Annotated in this window: 13 protein-coding genes; 4 read left to right on the top strand and 9 right to left on the bottom strand. The window is 72.9% G+C overall.

What is annotated here, in order from left to right:
- The first annotated feature begins 39 nt into the window (after positions 1-39).
- Positions 40-1,086: an SDR family oxidoreductase gene (locus BLR33_RS02545; protein ID WP_093782543.1), complete on the top strand. Its 1,047-nt coding sequence runs from the start codon at positions 40-42 to the stop codon at positions 1,084-1,086.
- Between the two features lie 196 nt (positions 1,087-1,282).
- Here the strand turns inward: BLR33_RS02545 and BLR33_RS02540 are convergent, their stop codons facing one another.
- From BLR33_RS02540 to BLR33_RS02530, 3 genes are all read right to left on the bottom strand, one after another.
- Positions 1,283-2,500 (bottom strand): epoxide hydrolase family protein, encoded by a 1,218-nt coding sequence (locus BLR33_RS02540; protein WP_093782542.1) that lies wholly within the window; start codon positions 2,498-2,500, stop codon positions 1,283-1,285.
- 16 nt (positions 2,501-2,516) lie between these two features.
- Positions 2,517-2,990: a nuclear transport factor 2 family protein gene (locus BLR33_RS02535; protein WP_093782541.1), complete on the bottom strand. Its 474-nt coding sequence runs from the start codon at positions 2,988-2,990 to the stop codon at positions 2,517-2,519.
- A 615-nt stretch (positions 2,991-3,605) separates the two neighbouring features.
- Positions 3,606-4,136: a TerD family protein gene (locus BLR33_RS02530; RefSeq protein WP_093782540.1), complete on the bottom strand. Its 531-nt coding sequence runs from the start codon at positions 4,134-4,136 to the stop codon at positions 3,606-3,608.
- Positions 4,137-4,479: 343 nt separating this feature from the next.
- Between BLR33_RS02530 and BLR33_RS02525 the strand changes: the two genes are divergently transcribed.
- Positions 4,480-5,709, top strand: a complete 1,230-nt coding sequence (locus tag BLR33_RS02525; RefSeq protein WP_176930082.1) for an MFS transporter — start codon at positions 4,480-4,482, stop codon at positions 5,707-5,709.
- Positions 5,710-5,906: 197 nt separating this feature from the next.
- Here the strand turns inward: BLR33_RS02525 and BLR33_RS02520 are convergent, their stop codons facing one another.
- The 4 genes from BLR33_RS02520 to BLR33_RS02505 form a co-directional block, all read right to left on the bottom strand.
- Complete coding sequence (locus BLR33_RS02520) at positions 5,907-7,385, bottom strand: dihydrolipoyl dehydrogenase family protein (RefSeq protein ID WP_245771099.1); 1,479 nt, start codon at positions 7,383-7,385, stop codon at positions 5,907-5,909.
- 330 nt (positions 7,386-7,715) lie between these two features.
- Positions 7,716-8,294, bottom strand: coding sequence for a TetR/AcrR family transcriptional regulator (locus tag BLR33_RS02515; RefSeq protein ID WP_093782538.1), 579 nt, complete (start codon positions 8,292-8,294; stop codon positions 7,716-7,718).
- 12 nt (positions 8,295-8,306) lie between these two features.
- The gene (locus tag BLR33_RS02510) at positions 8,307-8,705 is read right to left on the bottom strand and encodes a nuclear transport factor 2 family protein (RefSeq protein WP_143031609.1); all 399 of its coding nucleotides are present in this window, start codon (positions 8,703-8,705) and stop codon (positions 8,307-8,309) included.
- 117 nt (positions 8,706-8,822) lie between these two features.
- The gene (locus BLR33_RS02505; RefSeq protein WP_093782536.1) at positions 8,823-9,374 is read right to left on the bottom strand and encodes a TetR/AcrR family transcriptional regulator; all 552 of its coding nucleotides are present in this window, start codon (positions 9,372-9,374) and stop codon (positions 8,823-8,825) included.
- Positions 9,375-9,496: 122 nt separating this feature from the next.
- On the opposite strand from BLR33_RS02505, the gene BLR33_RS02500 reads away from it, so the two are divergent.
- Both BLR33_RS02500 and BLR33_RS02495 read left to right on the top strand, forming a co-directional pair.
- On the top strand, positions 9,497-10,546 hold the full coding sequence (locus BLR33_RS02500; protein WP_093782535.1) for an aldo/keto reductase: 1,050 nt from the start codon (positions 9,497-9,499) through the stop codon (positions 10,544-10,546).
- A 238-nt stretch (positions 10,547-10,784) separates the two neighbouring features.
- Positions 10,785-13,196, top strand: a complete 2,412-nt coding sequence (locus tag BLR33_RS02495; protein WP_093782534.1) for a SpoIIE family protein phosphatase — start codon at positions 10,785-10,787, stop codon at positions 13,194-13,196.
- A 222-nt stretch (positions 13,197-13,418) separates the two neighbouring features.
- On the opposite strand, the gene BLR33_RS02490 is transcribed toward BLR33_RS02495, so the two are convergent.
- Both BLR33_RS02490 and BLR33_RS02485 read right to left on the bottom strand, forming a co-directional pair.
- Positions 13,419-14,951 (bottom strand): MFS transporter, encoded by a 1,533-nt coding sequence (locus BLR33_RS02490; protein ID WP_093782533.1) that lies wholly within the window; start codon positions 14,949-14,951, stop codon positions 13,419-13,421.
- A 487-nt stretch (positions 14,952-15,438) separates the two neighbouring features.
- Positions 15,439-16,137 (bottom strand): TetR family transcriptional regulator, encoded by a 699-nt coding sequence (locus tag BLR33_RS02485; protein ID WP_176930081.1) that lies wholly within the window; start codon positions 16,135-16,137, stop codon positions 15,439-15,441.
- Positions 16,138-16,155: the final 18 nt, after the last annotated feature.

Below are 16,155 nucleotides of genomic sequence, written 5' to 3'. Positions count from 1 at the left end.
CGTCCGACTGTCCCCGCACCGCTCCCGAGGAGTCATCTCATGCACAGCAGCAAGGCACTTCCCGATCTGTCCGGTCGCAGGGTCGTCGTTCCGGGCGGCACGGGAGCAGTGGGGGAGGGTGTCGTCCGCAGCTACCTCGCCGCGGGTGCGGACGTCGTCGTCCCGACCCGCACCCAGGAGCGGGCGGAGGAGTTCCGCCGCGTGCTCGGTGACGCGGCGACCGACCGCCTGCACCTGGTGGTGCACGACTACACGACGTTCGCCGGCGCCGAGCAGCTTGCCGAGGAGATGGAGCGCAGGCTCGGTGGTGTCGACGACGTGGTGGCCCCGATCGGTGGGTGGTGGGGCGGCAAGCGGCTCTGGGAGATCGACGAGAGCGACTGGCAGAGTGCCTTCGTCGGGCTCGCGGCCGCACACGTCGCTGTCCTGCGAGCTTTCCTGCCGAGGCTGAATGCCCGCGGCGCCTACACGGTGATCGTCGGGGATTCCGCGGTCACGCCGGTGCCCGGCAGCGGCCTGGTCAGCATGGAGCAGGCCGCATTGCTGATGATGCGGCAGGTGGCCGCGGCCGAGACGGCAGGACAGCAGCGGGTCTTCGCCCTGGTCCTCGGACCGGTCAGGACCCGCCTGGCCGACTCCGGCGATCCGGAACTGGTCAGTGCCGAGCAGGTCGGCGCGGTCGCCGTCGCCGCTTCGGCCGCAGCGGCGGTGAGCGGCCTGGAGATCCGGCTGCGCAGCGAGGCCGACGCGGACGAGGCGCTGGCCATGCTCCAGGGCGACCAGCCGGCCACGACCGGCGCGGTCGTTGCCGCGTCCACGATGGAGCCCAAGGACGGGCGCCGCAAGGACCTTCTCGCGGTGCTGGCCGAACTCGCCCCGCAGATCCGGGCCGAACCGGGGTGCCTGCACTACTCGGTGCACGGCCCGCGCGGAGCCGCCGACGGACCGCTGCTGATCATCCAGAAGTTCGCCTCGATCGAGGCATTCACGCAGCACAGCGCGAGCGTGGCCGACCAGATCCCGAGGATCGCCGCCCTCCTCGCCAAGCCCCCGGTCCCGCCGACCCTGTACGAGCCGGTCCTGTAGTCCCGCTCCGGCCTCGCACCCGCGCCGACCCGTCCGCCGGACCCGAGCGCACACCCCCGACTCGTCGGCAGGTGCTCAGCGACAGGCACGGCCGGCCGCGGTCTGGATCCGGCGGGCGCCCCCGTGCCACCGGGTGGTCGGCGGGGCGGGCGCGTCGGGGGCGCGCCCGCCCGGGGGTGTGACCGGCGGGGAGGGGTCAGCGCAGGGGGCGGAACGTGGCGCGCAGGTCGCCGATCCATGCCTCGGGGTTCTCCCACGGGCCGAAGTGGCCGCCCTTGTCGTGGACGTTGACCTGGCGGACGTCGGCGTAGAAGTGGCCCGCTCCCTGCTGGAAGGCGGCGATCCGCTGCTCGCGGTTGTGGACCGCGGGGGGTGCGGCGTCGCCGAGCAGGAAGGTGAAACCGGTGGGGGCCTCGATCGGCGGGGTGCGGTCGTGCGAGGGCTGCCAGGGGGTGCGATGGACGTTCCGGTAGGAGCGGATCGAGGAGCCGATGGCCTGGTTGACCCAGTAGATGGTCGCGTTGGTGAGGATGTGGTCGACCGGGAAGGCGTCCTCGAACACGCCGTTCTGGTCGCTCCACTTCTTCCACCGCTTGAGGATCCAGGCGAGCATGCCGACCGGGGAGTCGTTCAGCCCGTGGGTGAGGGTCTGGGCGTCGAGCATGTGCGCCGCCACGTGCGACACATAGGTGTTGACGAAGTTCACCATGCCGGCCCGCTGGTCGGCCGGCATCGTGTCGATGGGGGCGCCGCCGGTCAGGTCCCAGTAGCGGTCGCCCTGGAAGATGGTGAGCAGCATCTCGTTCCCGAGGTGCAGCCCGTACAGGGAGTCGGCGTACTTGTGGCCCAACTGGGCGCCGACCAGGGCTCCGTAGTCGGCGGCGCCGACGGCGAAGCGCTCGTAGCCGAGCGTGTCCGTCATCAGGGTGTGGAACCGGTCGGCCATGCTGACGGAGTTTTCCTTGCCGTTGGTGACCGGCGTGGAGAAGGCGAACCCGGGCAGGGAGGGGACGACGACGTCGAAGGCGTCGGCCGGGTCGCCACCGAAGGCCGCCGGGTCGGCGAGCGGGTCGATGACCTTGCTCCAGTCCCAGAACGTCCACGGCCAGCCGTGCATCAGCAGCAGCGGGACGGGCGCCGGCCCGTTGCCCGGCCGGCGGATGAAGTGCACCGGGGTGCCGCCGACGTCGAGGCGGTGGTGGGTGTACCGGTTGATCCGCGCTTCGACGGACCGCCAGTCGAAGCCGTCCGCCCAGTACTCCACGATCGGCTTGAGGTAGGCGGTGCTGAGGCCGTATCCCTCGTCCTCGTTGTCGAGGTCGGGTGCGAACCGGGTCGCCTCCAGGCGCGCTCGCAGGTCGTCCAGCACCTCCTGTTCCACATGGATGACGAAGGGCTCGAGGTTTTCCGCCATGGGGTCGCTCCTTGCTTCAGTAGGTCCAGTCCAGGCGGAGCCTGGTGATGCGGAGTTCGGTGATGAGCCAGCGCTCGTCCGGCCGGGCGAGACGCACGCGGTAGTGGCCGTAGCCGTGCATGCCCGTGGGCCGGGGGCGGGGGCCTTCGTCGCCCTTCCCGCCCTCTCCGCCCGGCGGAATGCTGATGAGGTCCTCCATCGCCCACACGCCGGAGGCGGAGTCCTCGGCGTCGAAGTCGATCTCGCTGGAGAACAGGTGGTGCACCAGCACGGTGTCGGGGTGGTTGCGTTCGGCGAGCTGGCGGGCGATGTCGTCCCGCCCCTTCATCTGCGCCTGGACCGAGCCGTCCACGGTGTAGGCGGTGAAGGGGGCGTCCGGGGCGAACAGCGCGGCCAGTTCGTCCCATCGGTGGTGATCGGCGCAGTAGACGTAGCGGGCCATCACGCGGCGCACCTCCTCCGTGGCTGTCAGCCGGGCGATGTCGTTCATCGGTCTCCCCTGTGCACTGGACCAGCGGGTCCACTTCATCGTGCCGAGAAGAAAATGGACCGGCAAGCCCAGAAAGTGATGTGCGTTTCTGCACGTCCGCCGTGGAGTTCTGGTGCTTGCCCGCACGGCATGGTCCGCGCACGATGAGCAATCCGGCTCACGGGAAGGCACCGAGCGAAGTGAGACATCGTGCGAGGTAGTCGTTGCCGGCGCCGTGCCGCGGAAGACGCCGTTCACCCTGGGCGTCGGGGGCGTCGGGGGCGTCCGCGTGGTGGCGGGGCCGGAGCGGACGCCACCGGCTCACAGGCCCGCGAACGTGTGGGGTGGTTCAGCGGCAGCAGCGGCAGTTTCGCCGACCTCGCTACGGTGGAGGTCGCCGTGCTCCCCGCGCCTGCGGGGTTGGTCCCGGCATCCCGTCGAGCTGCGCGAGGATGTCCGTATGCTCCCCGCTCCCGCGGGGTTGGTCCCGTGTCGGTGGCGAGCCCGGCGCTGTGGGTCAGATGCTCCCCGCGCTCGCGGGGTTGGTTCCTTGGACGCCAGGGCGCTCGCACCCGCTCCAGGCCCTGGCGTCCCATCGCCGGGCGCGTGCGGGCCGGACCCGCCCGGCGCCGGGCCTCAGCGGTGCGCGCTACCCATCGTCCGGGCGAAAGAGTTCAGGTCGGTGTCGAAGCCGCGGACGAGTTCGTGGAAGTCCCACGTGCCGGACGCGTTCCGGGTGAACTCGGCCACCGTTGCGGCCGTGGCACCGGCCACGTCGGAGAAGTCGCCTGCCGCCAGCTCCGTGTACCCCTCCAGGATGCGGAATTCCGGGTTGAGCACCTCGCCGAACACCCGTCGTCCGTCGTGCTGCTGGATGGCGACTCCAACGAGCACCCGGCCGTAGGCGTCGCTGATCCGGTCCAGTTCCAGCGTCATCAGCTCGTCGACACCAAACCCTTTGCCGTCCCGGCTGTCCCGTTCGTAGATGATGGTGCCGTCCGGCGACCTGCTGTTGAAGTGCACCAGGTAGGCGGGTTCCCCGCTCGGATCGGCCGCGAAGTAGGTCGCGGCGATGAGATCCAGATCGCTCGGCGGCGTGCCCAAGGGGCTCGGGTCCCACTTGAGTTGCACCTCGACCTTGCCGGTCCCCTTGCTGAAGCCGTACACCAGCTCTCGCCCCCCTGGGTCGTCCCGCCCCCGGTGAGCAGGGCTGTCAGTTCGATTAATCACCTCGCGGCGGGCGATGTCCACACCGATCCGGCCGAACTTCCCGTGGAGCGGCGCCTTTTGGCCTGTGACGTCAGGGTCCGCCGTACCCGCCTCGGGGTGATCAGGGCCGGGTTGCATACGGGGCGGTACCGCCTGCGGCCACGCCTCGAAGCGGCGCCGCCGCTGGGTGAAAACCACTTGAGGCGCCCTGCCCGCACTGGCATGGTGGCCCCTCGTGCCTGCCCCAGATGCGCCCGCGAGCCGAGAGCGCGAACCGTCCGGCGGCGATGGGGAGTTGCGGGTGGCCGATACCGGCCTCGCGTCCGAGCGGCCGCTTCGTTCTGCTTCCTTCCGGTGGTTTCTGGGCGGGCAGTCGATCTCCCTGCTGGGCAGCGCCATGTCGCCTGTCGCCCTGGCCTTCGCCGTCCTGGAGGCCACCGGCAGTGCGGCCTGGCTGGCCGCGGTGACCACTGCGGCCTTGGTCCCGATGGTCGCGGCGCTCCTGCTCGGCGGCGGTGTCGCCGACCGCCATCGGCGCGACAGCGTCCTCCGCCTGACCAGCGTGGGCGCCGGCCTCACCCAGGCCGGTGTCGCCTGCGTCCTCCTCACGCACCAGCACCCGGCGTTCCTGCTGCCGCTGTGCGCATTCAGCGGCGTGTTCCAGGGGCTCACCAAGCCCGCGCTGCGCGGCATCGTCGCGAATCTCGCGGCAGGACGCGGCATCCAGCGGGCCAGCTCCCTGCTGGCGTCGGTCAGGAACACCACGAAGATCATCGGTCCGACAACGGCGGGTCTGCTCACCGCTTCCGTGGGCGGCGGCTGGGCGATCGCCGCGGACGCCGTGTCCTTCCTCCTGGCGGCCGTGTGCTTCGCCCGCATGTCGCTGCCGGACCGGCCGCAGCGCACCGCGGACGATCCGACGATGCTCGGCGCCCTGCGGGAGGGCTGGGGTTACTTCAGCTCCCAGCCGTGGATCTGGGCGGTGACGCTGGCCTTCGCCGTCAACAACGGCTTCAACCTGGGGGTCTGGCAGATCCTCGGCCCGGTGGTCGCCAACGGCACGATCGGGGCCCGGGGGTGGGGCCTGGTGCTGAGCGCGCGCGGTGCCGGGGCGCTGCTGGCCAGCGTGGTCATGGTGAAGCTGACCGTGCGACGGCCGATGGGGCCGGCGCTGGCCTCGATGTCGCTGGCCGCGGTCCCCCTGATCCTGCTCGGCGCCGGCGCGGACACCCTCTGGCTCGCAGCGGCGTCATTCGTGGCGGGAGTGGCAACCGAGTTCTTCACCGTCGTGTGGGAGACCGTCAACACCACCCACATCCCGGAACGGCTGCTGTCCCGGGTCGGCGCCCACGACGAGTTCTGGTCCTTCGTGCCCATCCCCGTCAGCCAGCTGTCCACGCCCTTCCTCGCCGCCGCTTTCGGCACCGCGTCGGTCGCGGTCCTCGGCGGCGCGACAGCCGCGGTGGCGATGCTCCTGCCGCTGCTGGTGCCCGCCCTCCGGCGGATCGAGATCCACCGCCAGGGTGAGTGACCCGGGGGAACTCGGCGCCAGGTGCGCGACGTGACCGCACGGCGGTGCCCCGCAGCGGGACCGTTCAACGCGCTCGCAGCCGTGGCCGATGTCGGGCTCACCGGGCCGTGCCTGCCGTGTGCCTGCTGCCAGTGGCACTGCCGGAACGTCGGCGGCCCGGTGACCCGCTGGCGGTGTCCTCGGGGCTCAGAGGTGGATCATTCGCGGGCCGCTTTCAGCAGGAACAGCCAGATCTCGCTGACGGTGGGGAAGCAGGCCACCGCGTGCCGCAGCCGCTTGAGGGGGACCTCGCCGGCGACGGCGACGGTGGCGGAGTGCAGAAGTTCGCTGACGCCGGGGCCGACGAAGGTCACGCCGAGCAGGACCTCGCGGTCGAGGTCGATCACCATGCGGGCCTGCCCGCGGTAGCCGTCCGCGTGGAGGTTGGCGCCCTGCACCTGGGCGAAGTCGACGTCGACCGTCCTGGTCCGGTGTCCGGCCCGGGTGGCCTGCTCGGCGGACAGGCCCACTGCGGCGGCTTCCGGGTCGGTGAAGAAGACCTGCGGCACGGCGTGGTGGTCGGCGGTAGTGGCGTGGTCGCCCCATGCCCCGTCGTCCAGGGGCAGTCCCTTGGCCCGCGCCCCGATCGCGTCGCCTGCAGTGCGCGCCTGGTACTTGCCCTGGTGGGTGAGCAGGGCCCGGTGGTTGACGTCCCCGAGGCCGTAGAGCCAGCCGCCTTCGACCCCCCTGACCAGGCAGGTCTCGTCCACGTCGAGCCAGGAGCCGGGGGTCAGGCCCACGGTCTCCAGGCCGATGTCGGCGGTCCGGGGGGTGCGCCCGGTGGCGAACATGACCTCGTCGGCCTCCAAGGTGCCGCCGTCGTCCAGGGTCAGGGTGACCGGGCCGTCCGGGTCGGGTCGGCGCAGGCCCGTCACCGAGACGCCGATGCGCACATCGACGCCCGCCTCGGAGAGGCCCCGCGCCACCATCTCGCCGGCGAACGGCTCCATCCGGGGCAGGAGCGGGCGGCGGGCCAGCAGCGTGGTGCGGGCGCCGAGGCCCTGCCAGAGCGTGGCCATCTCCACCGCGACTCCGCCGCCGCCGACGATGGCGAGCCGGCCGGGGACCCGGCTGGAGTCGGTGCCCTGCCGGTTGGTCCACGGGCGGGCCTCGTCGATGCCCGGCAGGTCGGGCAGGAGCGGGCTGCTGCCGGTGGCGACGGCGACGGCGTGCCGGGCGGTCAGCGTCCGCGCGCGGCCCTGCTCCTCGCCGGGCGGGGTCACGGTCACCCGCCGCGGACCGTCGAGGCGGCCCTGCCCGCGCACCAGGTCGGCGCCGATGGAGGCGACCCAGCCGGCCTGTCCGGAGTCGTCCCAGTCGGTGACGTAGCGGTCGCGCCGGGCGAAGACGCCGCCGGTGTCGATGGTGCCGGTCACGGCCTGGTGGGCGCCGTCCACCCGGCGGGCGTCCGCGAGGGCGAGGACGGGACGCAGCAGCGCCTTGCTCGGCACGCAGGCCCAGTACGAGCACTCCCCGCCGACCAGCTCGCGCTCCACCACCGCGACGCTCAGGCCGGCGGCGCGGGCCCGGTCGGCGGCGTTCTGCCCGACCGGGCCCGCGCCGATGACGATGACGTCGTAGGTGTCCGCGGCGGCGCCGTCCCGGGAGGTCTGCTGCGAGGTGTCCATGTCCTCCATGGTTTCCTCCGCCGGGCGGATGCGCCTTCCCGAAGGAGCCAGCCGGGGCCCTGCCGTGCCGCCTCCACGTGCCCGGGGCCGCTCCCCGTCCGGACCACGCGGGCAGCAGGCAGTCATCGGCGGGAGGCCGCCTCCTCGCCGGTCCGGCCGGACGCGGTGCCACCGAGACCGTACGGGGACGGCCCGATGCCGGTCTTGGCGAACGTGTCGCTCCCGGCCGGGTCGGAATCGCCCATGCCGCGCAGGTCGGGGGCGAGGTGTCCGCACCCACGTCCGCCCCGCCCGGGACCGGCCGGATGGGGCGGGGTCGGACAGGAGCGCGGTGGGGATTCACCGAGGGGCGGTGAGCAGTTCGACGGCTCGGGCGACGGCCTCCCGGCGCGTACTGCTGTAGTCGTCGATGCCCCGCGCCAGCACGAAGTTGCCGTAGACCAGGGTGAGGATGGCGTCGAGCAACTGCTCGGCGGGCAGGGCGTCGTTCACCAAGCCCTCGGACTGGGCCCGGCGGATGGCGGCGGCCTTCTCCTCGTTGGCCCGCCGGACGGGGGCGATCCGCTCGGCGAGCCCCGGCAGCTCCAGGCCCTGCCACAGGGCGAGGCGCACCAGGTGGGGGCGGGCCTTGCAGGCGTCGAAGACCGCCAGCGCGTAGCCGGGCAGATCGGCCGCGTCGAGGGTCACCGCGTCCTGCATCTGCAGCACCACCTGCTCGACGACTGCGGCGAACAGCCCTTCCTTGCTGCCGAAATAGGCGTAGATCATCCGGGGGTTGGCCGGTGCGCGGGCGGCGATGGTTGCCACGCGCGCACCGGCGGGACCGCGGGCGGCGAACTCCTCGGTCGCGGCGGCGAGGATGCGCTGCCGGGTGGCGGTCGCGTCCCGCGGCGCCGCTCCGGGCGGCGGCTGCGTCATGGGCGGGCCCCGCTACGCGACGAAGATCTCGGCGGCGTGGATGGTGTCCAGGTACTCGCGGACGGCCCTGATCCGGCCGCCGTCGAGGTCGAAGACGTAGACGAGCGCGTTGTCGTAGTCGGCGCCGGAGGCCGACACGGCGGTGACATGCGCCTCGATCACCTCGTGGTCCTGGTCCGCGGTGACCGAGGTGACCTCGACGCGCGGCCCGGCCGGCAGGGAGGCGCCGACGCGCTGGAGCATGGCGACGTAGCTGTCGCGGTCGTAGACGCCGGCGAGGCCGAACTGCCCGGGCTTGCCGGCGACGGTCCAGGTGAAGTCGGGCGTGGTGAGCGCGAGCGCACCGGGCACGTCCCCCGCGCCGAGGCGGTCGAAGAAGGTGGTGGCGACGGCCATGAGGAGGGCTCCCATCCGTAAGTAAATATCTACTTACTACAGTGCGGCCTGCACCCCTCGACGTCAAGCCGGTGGATCGAGGGGTGCGGGAGGGCGGGTTCGCCTCGTGGCCTTACCGCGGGCGTCCCGGGCTCAGGGGCGGAAGCCGTGGATCGCCAGGTCCAGCAGGCGCTCGGCCTGCAGCGCGCCCTCCGGGGTGTCCGCGGTGCGCCACAGGCAGCTCAGGAGCATGACGACGTCGGTCGGGTCGAGCCCGGGCTGCACCTCTCCCGTGTCCGCGCACGCGTCGAGGAGCCGGCGGACGGCGGCGCTGACCGGAGGCCAGGTGGCACTGGTGACCTCCTGGGCGGCCGCGGAGTTCAGCGCCTCGCCGAGGCCGTGCTTGATGCGCGCGTAGGACGCGAGCGTGGTGAACCAGGACCGCAGCGCGTCCAGCGGGGCGTGGGCGGCGAGCAGTTCGGGCACCGAGTCGACGAGGCGGCCGACGTCGTGCTCGTAGACCGCCAGGATGAGCGCTTCGCGGGTCGGGAAGTGCCGGTAGAGCGTGCCCGGGCCGACGCCCGCCCGCTTGGCGATCGAGTTGAGCGAGGCGTCCGGCGACTCGGCGAAGGCGTCGTGCGCGGCCTGCAGGATCGTCTCCCGGTTCCTGAGCGCGTCCGAGCGCTGGGGTGCGGCGTCGGGCAAGGGTGCCTCCTGGTCGGGTGGGGCGATCCTCGTGTTGCGAAACGGAGAGGTGTCCGCTAGCGTCGCAAGAGTCACCCGGAGAGTTCTCCGTTACTTGTCCCCACCATTGTAGGAGCCCCGCTGTGCGCTACACCAAGCTCGGCCGCACCGGCCTCGATGTCTCCCCGGTCGCCGTCGGCGCCATGACCTACGGCGAACCCGACCGCGGCCACCCGGTCTGGTCGCTGGACGAGGAGGCGAGCCGCCCGCTGATCAAGCACGCCCTCGAAGCGGGCATCAACTTCTTCGACACCGCCAACCTGTACTCCTACGGCTCCAGCGAGGAGATCCTCGGCCGGGCCCTGAAGGACTACGCGGACCGCGACGACGTCGTCATCCAGACCAAGATCCGGCACGTCATGCGACCCGGCCGCCCGAACGGCGGCGGCCTGTCGCGCAAGGCGATCATGAGCGAGGTGGAGCACAGCCTGCGCCGCCTGGGCACCGACTACGTCGACATCCTCATGATCCACCGCCTCGACAACGAGACGCCTTTCGAGGAGACCCTGGAGGCGCTGGACGAGGTCGTCAGGTCGGGCAAGGCCCGCTACCTCGGCGCGTCCTCCATGCACGCCTGGCAGTTCGCCAAACTCCTGCACCTGCAGGAGCGCCACGGGTGGGCCCGCTTCGTCACCCTGCAGGACCACTACAACCTCCTCGCCCGCGAGGAGGAGCGCGAAATGCTGCCGCTGTGCGCGGACGAGGGCGTGGCCACCTCCATCTGGAGCCCGCTGGCCCGCGGCCGGCTCGCCCGCCCCTTCGACCAGGCGAACACAGGCGAACGCGCCGCGACCGACGGCGCCTACGCGGACATGCTCTACCAGGCAACCGCCGACAGCGACCGCCTCATCGTCGACGAGGTCGGCGCCCTCGCCGAGGCCCGCGGGGTCAGCCGCGCCCAGATCGCGCTGGCCTGGCTGCACCGCAACCCCGTCGTCGCCGCCCCGGTCGTCGGCGCCCGCACGCTCCAGCAGATCGACGACGCGGTCGCCTCCGTGGACCTCGACCTCACCGACGAGGAGGCCCGCCGCCTGGAAGCCCCCTACACACCCCGCTACGACTTCCAGGGCGTCTCCGACACGCGCGAACTCGAGCGCATCAAGGCGAGCATCCCCGGCTACGGCAACCACTGACCCGGACAAGCGGAGCCGCCGTCACCGACCGGGCGGGGCCGGCCGGGATCGCTGGCGCGGGCCCCGCGATGCCGGGCCCGCGGTGGGGGAGCACGTCGGCGAGATCTCTTGCCGGGGACGCCGGGCGCCGGGGCCCGTGCGGGCGGCCGCCGGGCCGACCGGGCCACGTAGACTGAAGTGACAGGCCATGGCAGGTCACGATGGGTCTGCCCGGTTCTTCGGCAACGCGGGGGTTCGCATGAACCACCAAGACGATCCCGGCGACCAGGGTTACTGTCTCGGCCGGCTCGCCGCGGTCGGCCTGGACGCCGAGGGCACGGTCACCTCGTGGTCCGACGAGGCGGCAGCCCTGCTGGAACAGCCGGCCGCATCGGTGCTCGGCCACCCGTTCCTACGGCTCCTGATCGCGACGCCCGGCGACCCGGCCCCCTCCGCCCTCCCCGCGTCGGGGATCGTCCGGCTCCGGCAGGGCGCGGCGGGGGAGGTGGCGGTGTGCCTGCGGCTGATCGCGCTGGAGCCCCCGGCCCGCGGCTCCGTCCTGCTGCTCGCGCCCGCCGGGGCGGCCCGCGAGTGGGGGCACGCGGTGTCGCTGCTGCGCGCCATCATGCGCCAGGAATCCCTCGGCTTCGGGATCCACGGCGACGACCTGCGGGTGCAGCTGACCAATCTCACGGCCGGCGGCCCGCACACCGCGCCCGTGGCTCCCGGCGACCGCCTCCAGGACTACCTGCCGGCGCCCGACGCCGCCGCCGTCGAGGCGGTCTTCTCCGAGGTCCTGCGCACCGGCGAACCCGTGCTCAGGCACCGGCAGCGGACCCGTTCCCGCGTGACCCCGGAGCACCACTGGGTGTTCTCCCTGTCGGCCTTCCGCCTGGAGGACGCGGACGGCCGGCCCACCGGGGTCGCGGCGATGGTGCGGGACATCACCGAGGAGGAACGCGTCCAGCGCGACCGGGAGCTGCTGCACCGCGCCGCCCTGCGCATCGGCCCGTCCCTGCGCCCGGACCGGATAGCCCGGGCCCTGGCCGACGTGATCGTCGAGGGGTTCGCCGACTACGCCTCGGTCGATCTCTACGAGCCCGTCCTGCTGGGCGACAGCGCGCCCACCGACCGGCAGGGCGGACGGACCCGGTTCGTCAGGGCCGCGGCCGCCCGCGCCGCCGGTCCCTGGCCGGAACAGCTACTGCAGGTGGGCGCGCCCTACCCCGCGCTGCCCGACAGTCCGGCACTGCGCCGCCTGCAGCACGGGGAGACCCTCGTCCTGGACCGCGGACAGGTGGAGAGCGCCCTGGGGGACCCGGGCCTGACGCGCACAATGGTCCCCGCCGCGGCCACCTCGCTGGCGGTCGCGCCCCTGATCGCCGGTGGCGGTGTGCTCGGCTCCGTCTCGGCGTGGCGCACCGCGGACTCGGACCGGTTCGACGCCGGCGAAGGAGAGCTGCTCACCGAGATCGCCTCCCGCGCGGCGATCGGCGTCGAGAACGCGCGCCGCTTCACCCGCGAGCACCAGGCCGCGGCCGTCCTGCGGGAACGGCTCCTGCCCCCCACCCTCACCGACACCCCCGCGGCGGAGACCGCGGGCGCCTACCGGTCGGCCGACAGCGGGACCGGCGTGAGCGGCGACTGGTTCGACGTCATCGAACTCCCCTCGATGCGCACCGCCTTCGTCATCGGCGACGTCATCGGGCACGACCTGGCGGCCGCGGCCACCATGGGGCGCCTGCGCACCGCGATCCAGACCTACGCCGACCTGGAACTGGAGCCCTCGGAGATCCTCGCCCGGGCGGAACAGCTGGTGGCCCGGATGGCCGCGGAGGCCGGTCCGGAGCAATGGGACACCGTGGGTGCCACCTGCCTGTGCGCGGTCTACGACCCCACCACGTGCACGTGCGTCCTCGCCTCCGCCGGACACCCGTCACCGCTGCTCATCGGCCCCGACGGCACCACCCGCATCCTCGACCTGCCGCACAACCCGCCGCTGAGCGCGGGCGGGACGCCCTTCCTGTCGGCGACGGTCGACATGGCTCCGGGCAGCGTCCTCGCCATGTACACCGACGGCCTGCTGCGCACCCCGGAGTTCCGCAGCGGGTGGGACTGGCAGCGGGTGCAGGACGAGCTGGGGGCAGGCATGAGGGAGCACCGGCCGCTGCGGAAGTGGTGCGACGGCCTCATGCCGGCGCCGACCGAGGCCACCTTGAGTGACGACGTGGCGATCCTGCTCGCGCGAACTCGCCGTGTCGATCCCGGGGATGTGTCGCACTGGGAGTTCCGCGCCGATCCGGCATCCGTGGCCGACGCCCGCACGCTGGCGGAACGCCAGCTGGCCGACTGGCACCTGGAGCATCTCGCGTTCACGGCGGAACTGGTGATCAGCGAACTCATCACCAACGCGATCCGGTACGCGGAGGGACCCGTGTCCTTGCGCCTCATCCGCGGCCGGGCGCTGATCTGCGAGGTCGGCGACGACAGCAACACCCAACCGCGGCTGATCAGGGCGGCGGAGACGGACGAGGGCGGCCGTGGGCTGTACATCGTCGCCCAGTGCACCTCGCGCTGGGGCTGCCGCTACGGGCAGAAGGGGAAGACGATCTGGACCGAGCTGCCGCTGAGCGGTGAGGAGGACCGCGCCCCGCACCTCGTCCCGAGCTGACCGGCCACCCGTCGTAACGGGTTCACATGACGGTTCGTCAGCATCGTCCACCCGGCCCGGGCCACCGTGCCGAAGCCGACGACGGCGGGCGCCTGAAGGGCTGTTCCGCGCGACGCCGTACGAGGACAGGCGCCGGCCGGGAAACGGACCCGCCCGCCGTGGCGGTGCACGGCGGGCGGGGCTTCGAAGGAGGCTTCGGCGGGCGGTTGTCGGGGGACGGCCTCAGTGGGCCGGGGCCGCCGCCTTCGGCGTGGTCTCGTCGTCCGCGGACGGCGCGGAGGCGGTCAGGTGCTCCGGGACGCCGGGGCGCAGCAGCACGGCGGTGATGACCGCGCCGAGCAGGAAGAAGCCCGAGGCCCACCAGAAGGCGGTGGTGTAACCGTGGACGGTGGCCCGGGCGAGGGTGAGGGCGCCGGGAGTGTGGTGGCGGAAGTAGTGCACTCCCGCGGTGGTGGCGATGGTGTTGAGCACGGCCACGCCGATGGAGCCGCCGATCTGCTGCGAGGTCGACACGAGCGCCGAGCCGACCCCGGTGTCCTCGCGGGCCAGGCCGTGGGTGGCGATGCTGGTGCTGGTGGCGAAGATGAGCCCGAGCCCGACACCGAGGACGACCAGGGTCGGCAGGACATCGGTGGCGTAGTCGCCGTGGACGCCGACGCGGGTGAACAGGGCCACGCCGACCGCGCCGAGCAGCATGCCGACCGGGACGGTGACCTTGGGGCTCACCCGCCGGTTCAGCCGTGGGCCGATCACGGCGGCCGTCACCAGCAGCGCGAAGGGCTGGGGCAGGAACGCCAGGCCGGTCTTGACGGCGCTGTAGTGCATGGTGCCCTGCACGTAGTAGGCGCCGAAGAGGATGACGCCGAGCAGTGCGCCGATCCCGACGAACATCCCGAGCAGGCCGCCGGCCCGGTTGCGGTCGGCCAGGACCCGCAGCGGCAGCAGCGGCGCCGGGACCCGGGTCTCGACGGCGACGAAGGCGGCCAGCAGGACCACGCCGGCGGCGAGGAGGGCCAGGGTGCTGGGCGCGCTCCAGCCGTGGTCCGCGACGTTCGAGAAGCCGTAGACCAGGGTGAACAGACCGGCGCAGACGGTGAGGGTGCCGGCCAGGTCCAGGCGCGGGCGCACAGCGGTCCGGGTGTCGCGGGCGATGATGCTCAGGGCGCCGATCAGGGCGGGTATGGCGATGACGACGTTGATGTACATGGTCCAGCGCCACGACAGGTACTCGGTCAGCGCCCCGCCCAGGACCAGGCCCAGAGTGGAGCCGGAGACGCCGACGGCGCCGAACACCCCGAAGGCGCGGGCGCGTTCGGGACCGTCGGGGAAGGTGAGGGTCAGCAGGGACAGCGCCGCCGGGGCGAGCAGCGCGGCGAAGCCGCCCTGCACCGCGCGGCTGGCGACCAGCATGGTGAACCCGGTGGAGGCGCCGCCGACCGCCGAGGCGGCCGCGAATCCGATCAGGCCGGTCATGAACAGCCTGCGGCGCCCGAGCCGGTCGGCCAGGCGGCCGGACAGCAGCAGCAGGCTGCCGAAGGCGAGCGTGTAGGCCGTCAGGACCCACGGCCGCTGGGCGTCGGTGAAACCGAGGTCCCGCTGGGCGGTCGGCAGGGCGATGTTCATGACGGTGGCGTCGAGCACCACCACCAGCTGCGCCAGGCCGAGCACCGCCAGGACCCACCAGCGGCGGTCGGCGGGGGAGGCGGCAGGGGGCGCCGCCGACGTGGGGGCGGGCTCAAGGTCGTGTGCGGTCATGGCCGGTTCCTCGAGAGGTGGGATGAGAAGTGGAGACCTCTCCAATATAGCGGACCACTGCTCTCTTGTCTTCCCGGGTGGTCGTGGGCCTGCCCTGGGTCGGCGGTCCGTGCCGCCCAGTGGTCAGGCGTGTCGGGAAGGGGGCCGAGCGCGAGGGCGCATCCCGCACGGGGCCGGAACGCGATCCCGGCCGCGGGCCGGCGCGCAGCCGAGGGTCACGTGGGCGCGACAGGGGAGAGGTCGGTCGGCTCAGGTGCGGGCGACTTCACCGCGCGGTGGACCGAAGCGGCGGGGCAGCCCACCGCGGTCCCGACCGCCCGAAGCGGACGGGAACGCCTCGGCGCCGGCGACCGGGAGGACGGACCGAGGGACGGGTGAACCGAAGGACGGACGGACCGACGAACGGGCGAGTGAACGAACCGACGGGCCGATGAACGCGGGGTCCGGCGAACCGACGAACCGGCGAACGTCGGCGTGTTCCGGCGCTCTACGGTGCCGTCGGCGCCCCGGGGACGAACGCGGACTCCACCAGCAGACCCGCCAGCATCAGGTGCAGGCCGCGCGCGAGCCCGTCGACGAAGGTGTGCGGGCGGACGAGATCCGGGTCCTCCAGCGGCGGCTCGGGTGCGTCCTGTCCGGACTGTGCGAGGGGCCACCAGCCCGCCACGTAGGCGCTGGCCATCATCATCAGTTCGGAGGCCAGCGGAGTGCTCAGGCCGGGGACGCGCTCGGCGAGCAGCCGGGCGGCCTGGAGGTTGCGGGTCGCGGACGCCTGGTGGAACGGGGCTGCGACCGACTCCGGCGCCTCGGTCCTGAGCAGCCCGCTCAGCGCGCTCATCAGCTTGCACATGCGCGGATGCGCGGCGACCGTCTCGGCCGCGGTGCGCGCGACCACGTGGACCGGCGCGCCGGTGCCCGCCGCGGGCAGCGCCCGCTCCAGGTCGGCGAGCCAGTCGCCCCACTCGTGATCGAGGAGGGCGAGCAGCACCCCTTCCCGGGTGCCGAAGTAGCGCAGCACATTGGAGTTGGCGCAGCCGACCTCGCGCGCGATCTCCCGCAGGCTCACCTCCGCGACCTCGGCGCGGTCGAGCAGGACCCGCGTGGCGTCCAGGATCGCCTGGCGGCGCACCTCGCGCTGCTCCGGGCGCCGGGCCCGCTGGAACCCCTCCGCGACACTGCCGGCCACCGTGGTCCTCCCTCTCCG

Origin of the sequence: Actinacidiphila guanduensis (genome assembly GCF_900103985.1) — a bacterium.
GTDB lineage: Bacteria > Actinomycetota > Actinomycetes > Streptomycetales > Streptomycetaceae > Actinacidiphila > Actinacidiphila guanduensis.
The sequence above is the reverse complement of the archived record's forward strand: the minus strand, read 5'-3'. Positions and strand labels throughout refer to the sequence as shown.

Excerpts from the sequence above, each read along its gene's own strand:
- BLR33_RS02545 (WP_093782543.1), top strand. The coding sequence starts at position 40 with ATGCACAGCAGCAAGGCACTTCCCGATCTGTCCGGTCGCAGGGTCGTC.
- BLR33_RS02540 (WP_093782542.1), bottom strand. The coding sequence starts at position 2,500 with ATGGCGGAAAACCTCGAGCCCTTCGTCATCCATGTGGAACAGGAGGTG.
- BLR33_RS02535 (WP_093782541.1), bottom strand. The coding sequence starts at position 2,990 with ATGAACGACATCGCCCGGCTGACAGCCACGGAGGAGGTGCGCCGCGTG.
- BLR33_RS02520 (WP_245771099.1), bottom strand. The coding sequence starts at position 7,385 with ATGGAGGACATGGACACCTCGCAGCAGACCTCCCGGGACGGCGCCGCC.
- BLR33_RS02515 (WP_093782538.1), bottom strand. The coding sequence starts at position 8,294 with ATGACGCAGCCGCCGCCCGGAGCGGCGCCGCGGGACGCGACCGCCACC.
- BLR33_RS02510 (WP_143031609.1), bottom strand. The coding sequence starts at position 8,705 with ATGGGAGCCCTCCTCATGGCCGTCGCCACCACCTTCTTCGACCGCCTC.
- BLR33_RS02495 (WP_093782534.1), top strand. The coding sequence starts at position 10,785 with ATGAACCACCAAGACGATCCCGGCGACCAGGGTTACTGTCTCGGCCGG.
- BLR33_RS02490 (WP_093782533.1), bottom strand. The coding sequence starts at position 14,951 with ATGACCGCACACGACCTTGAGCCCGCCCCCACGTCGGCGGCGCCCCCT.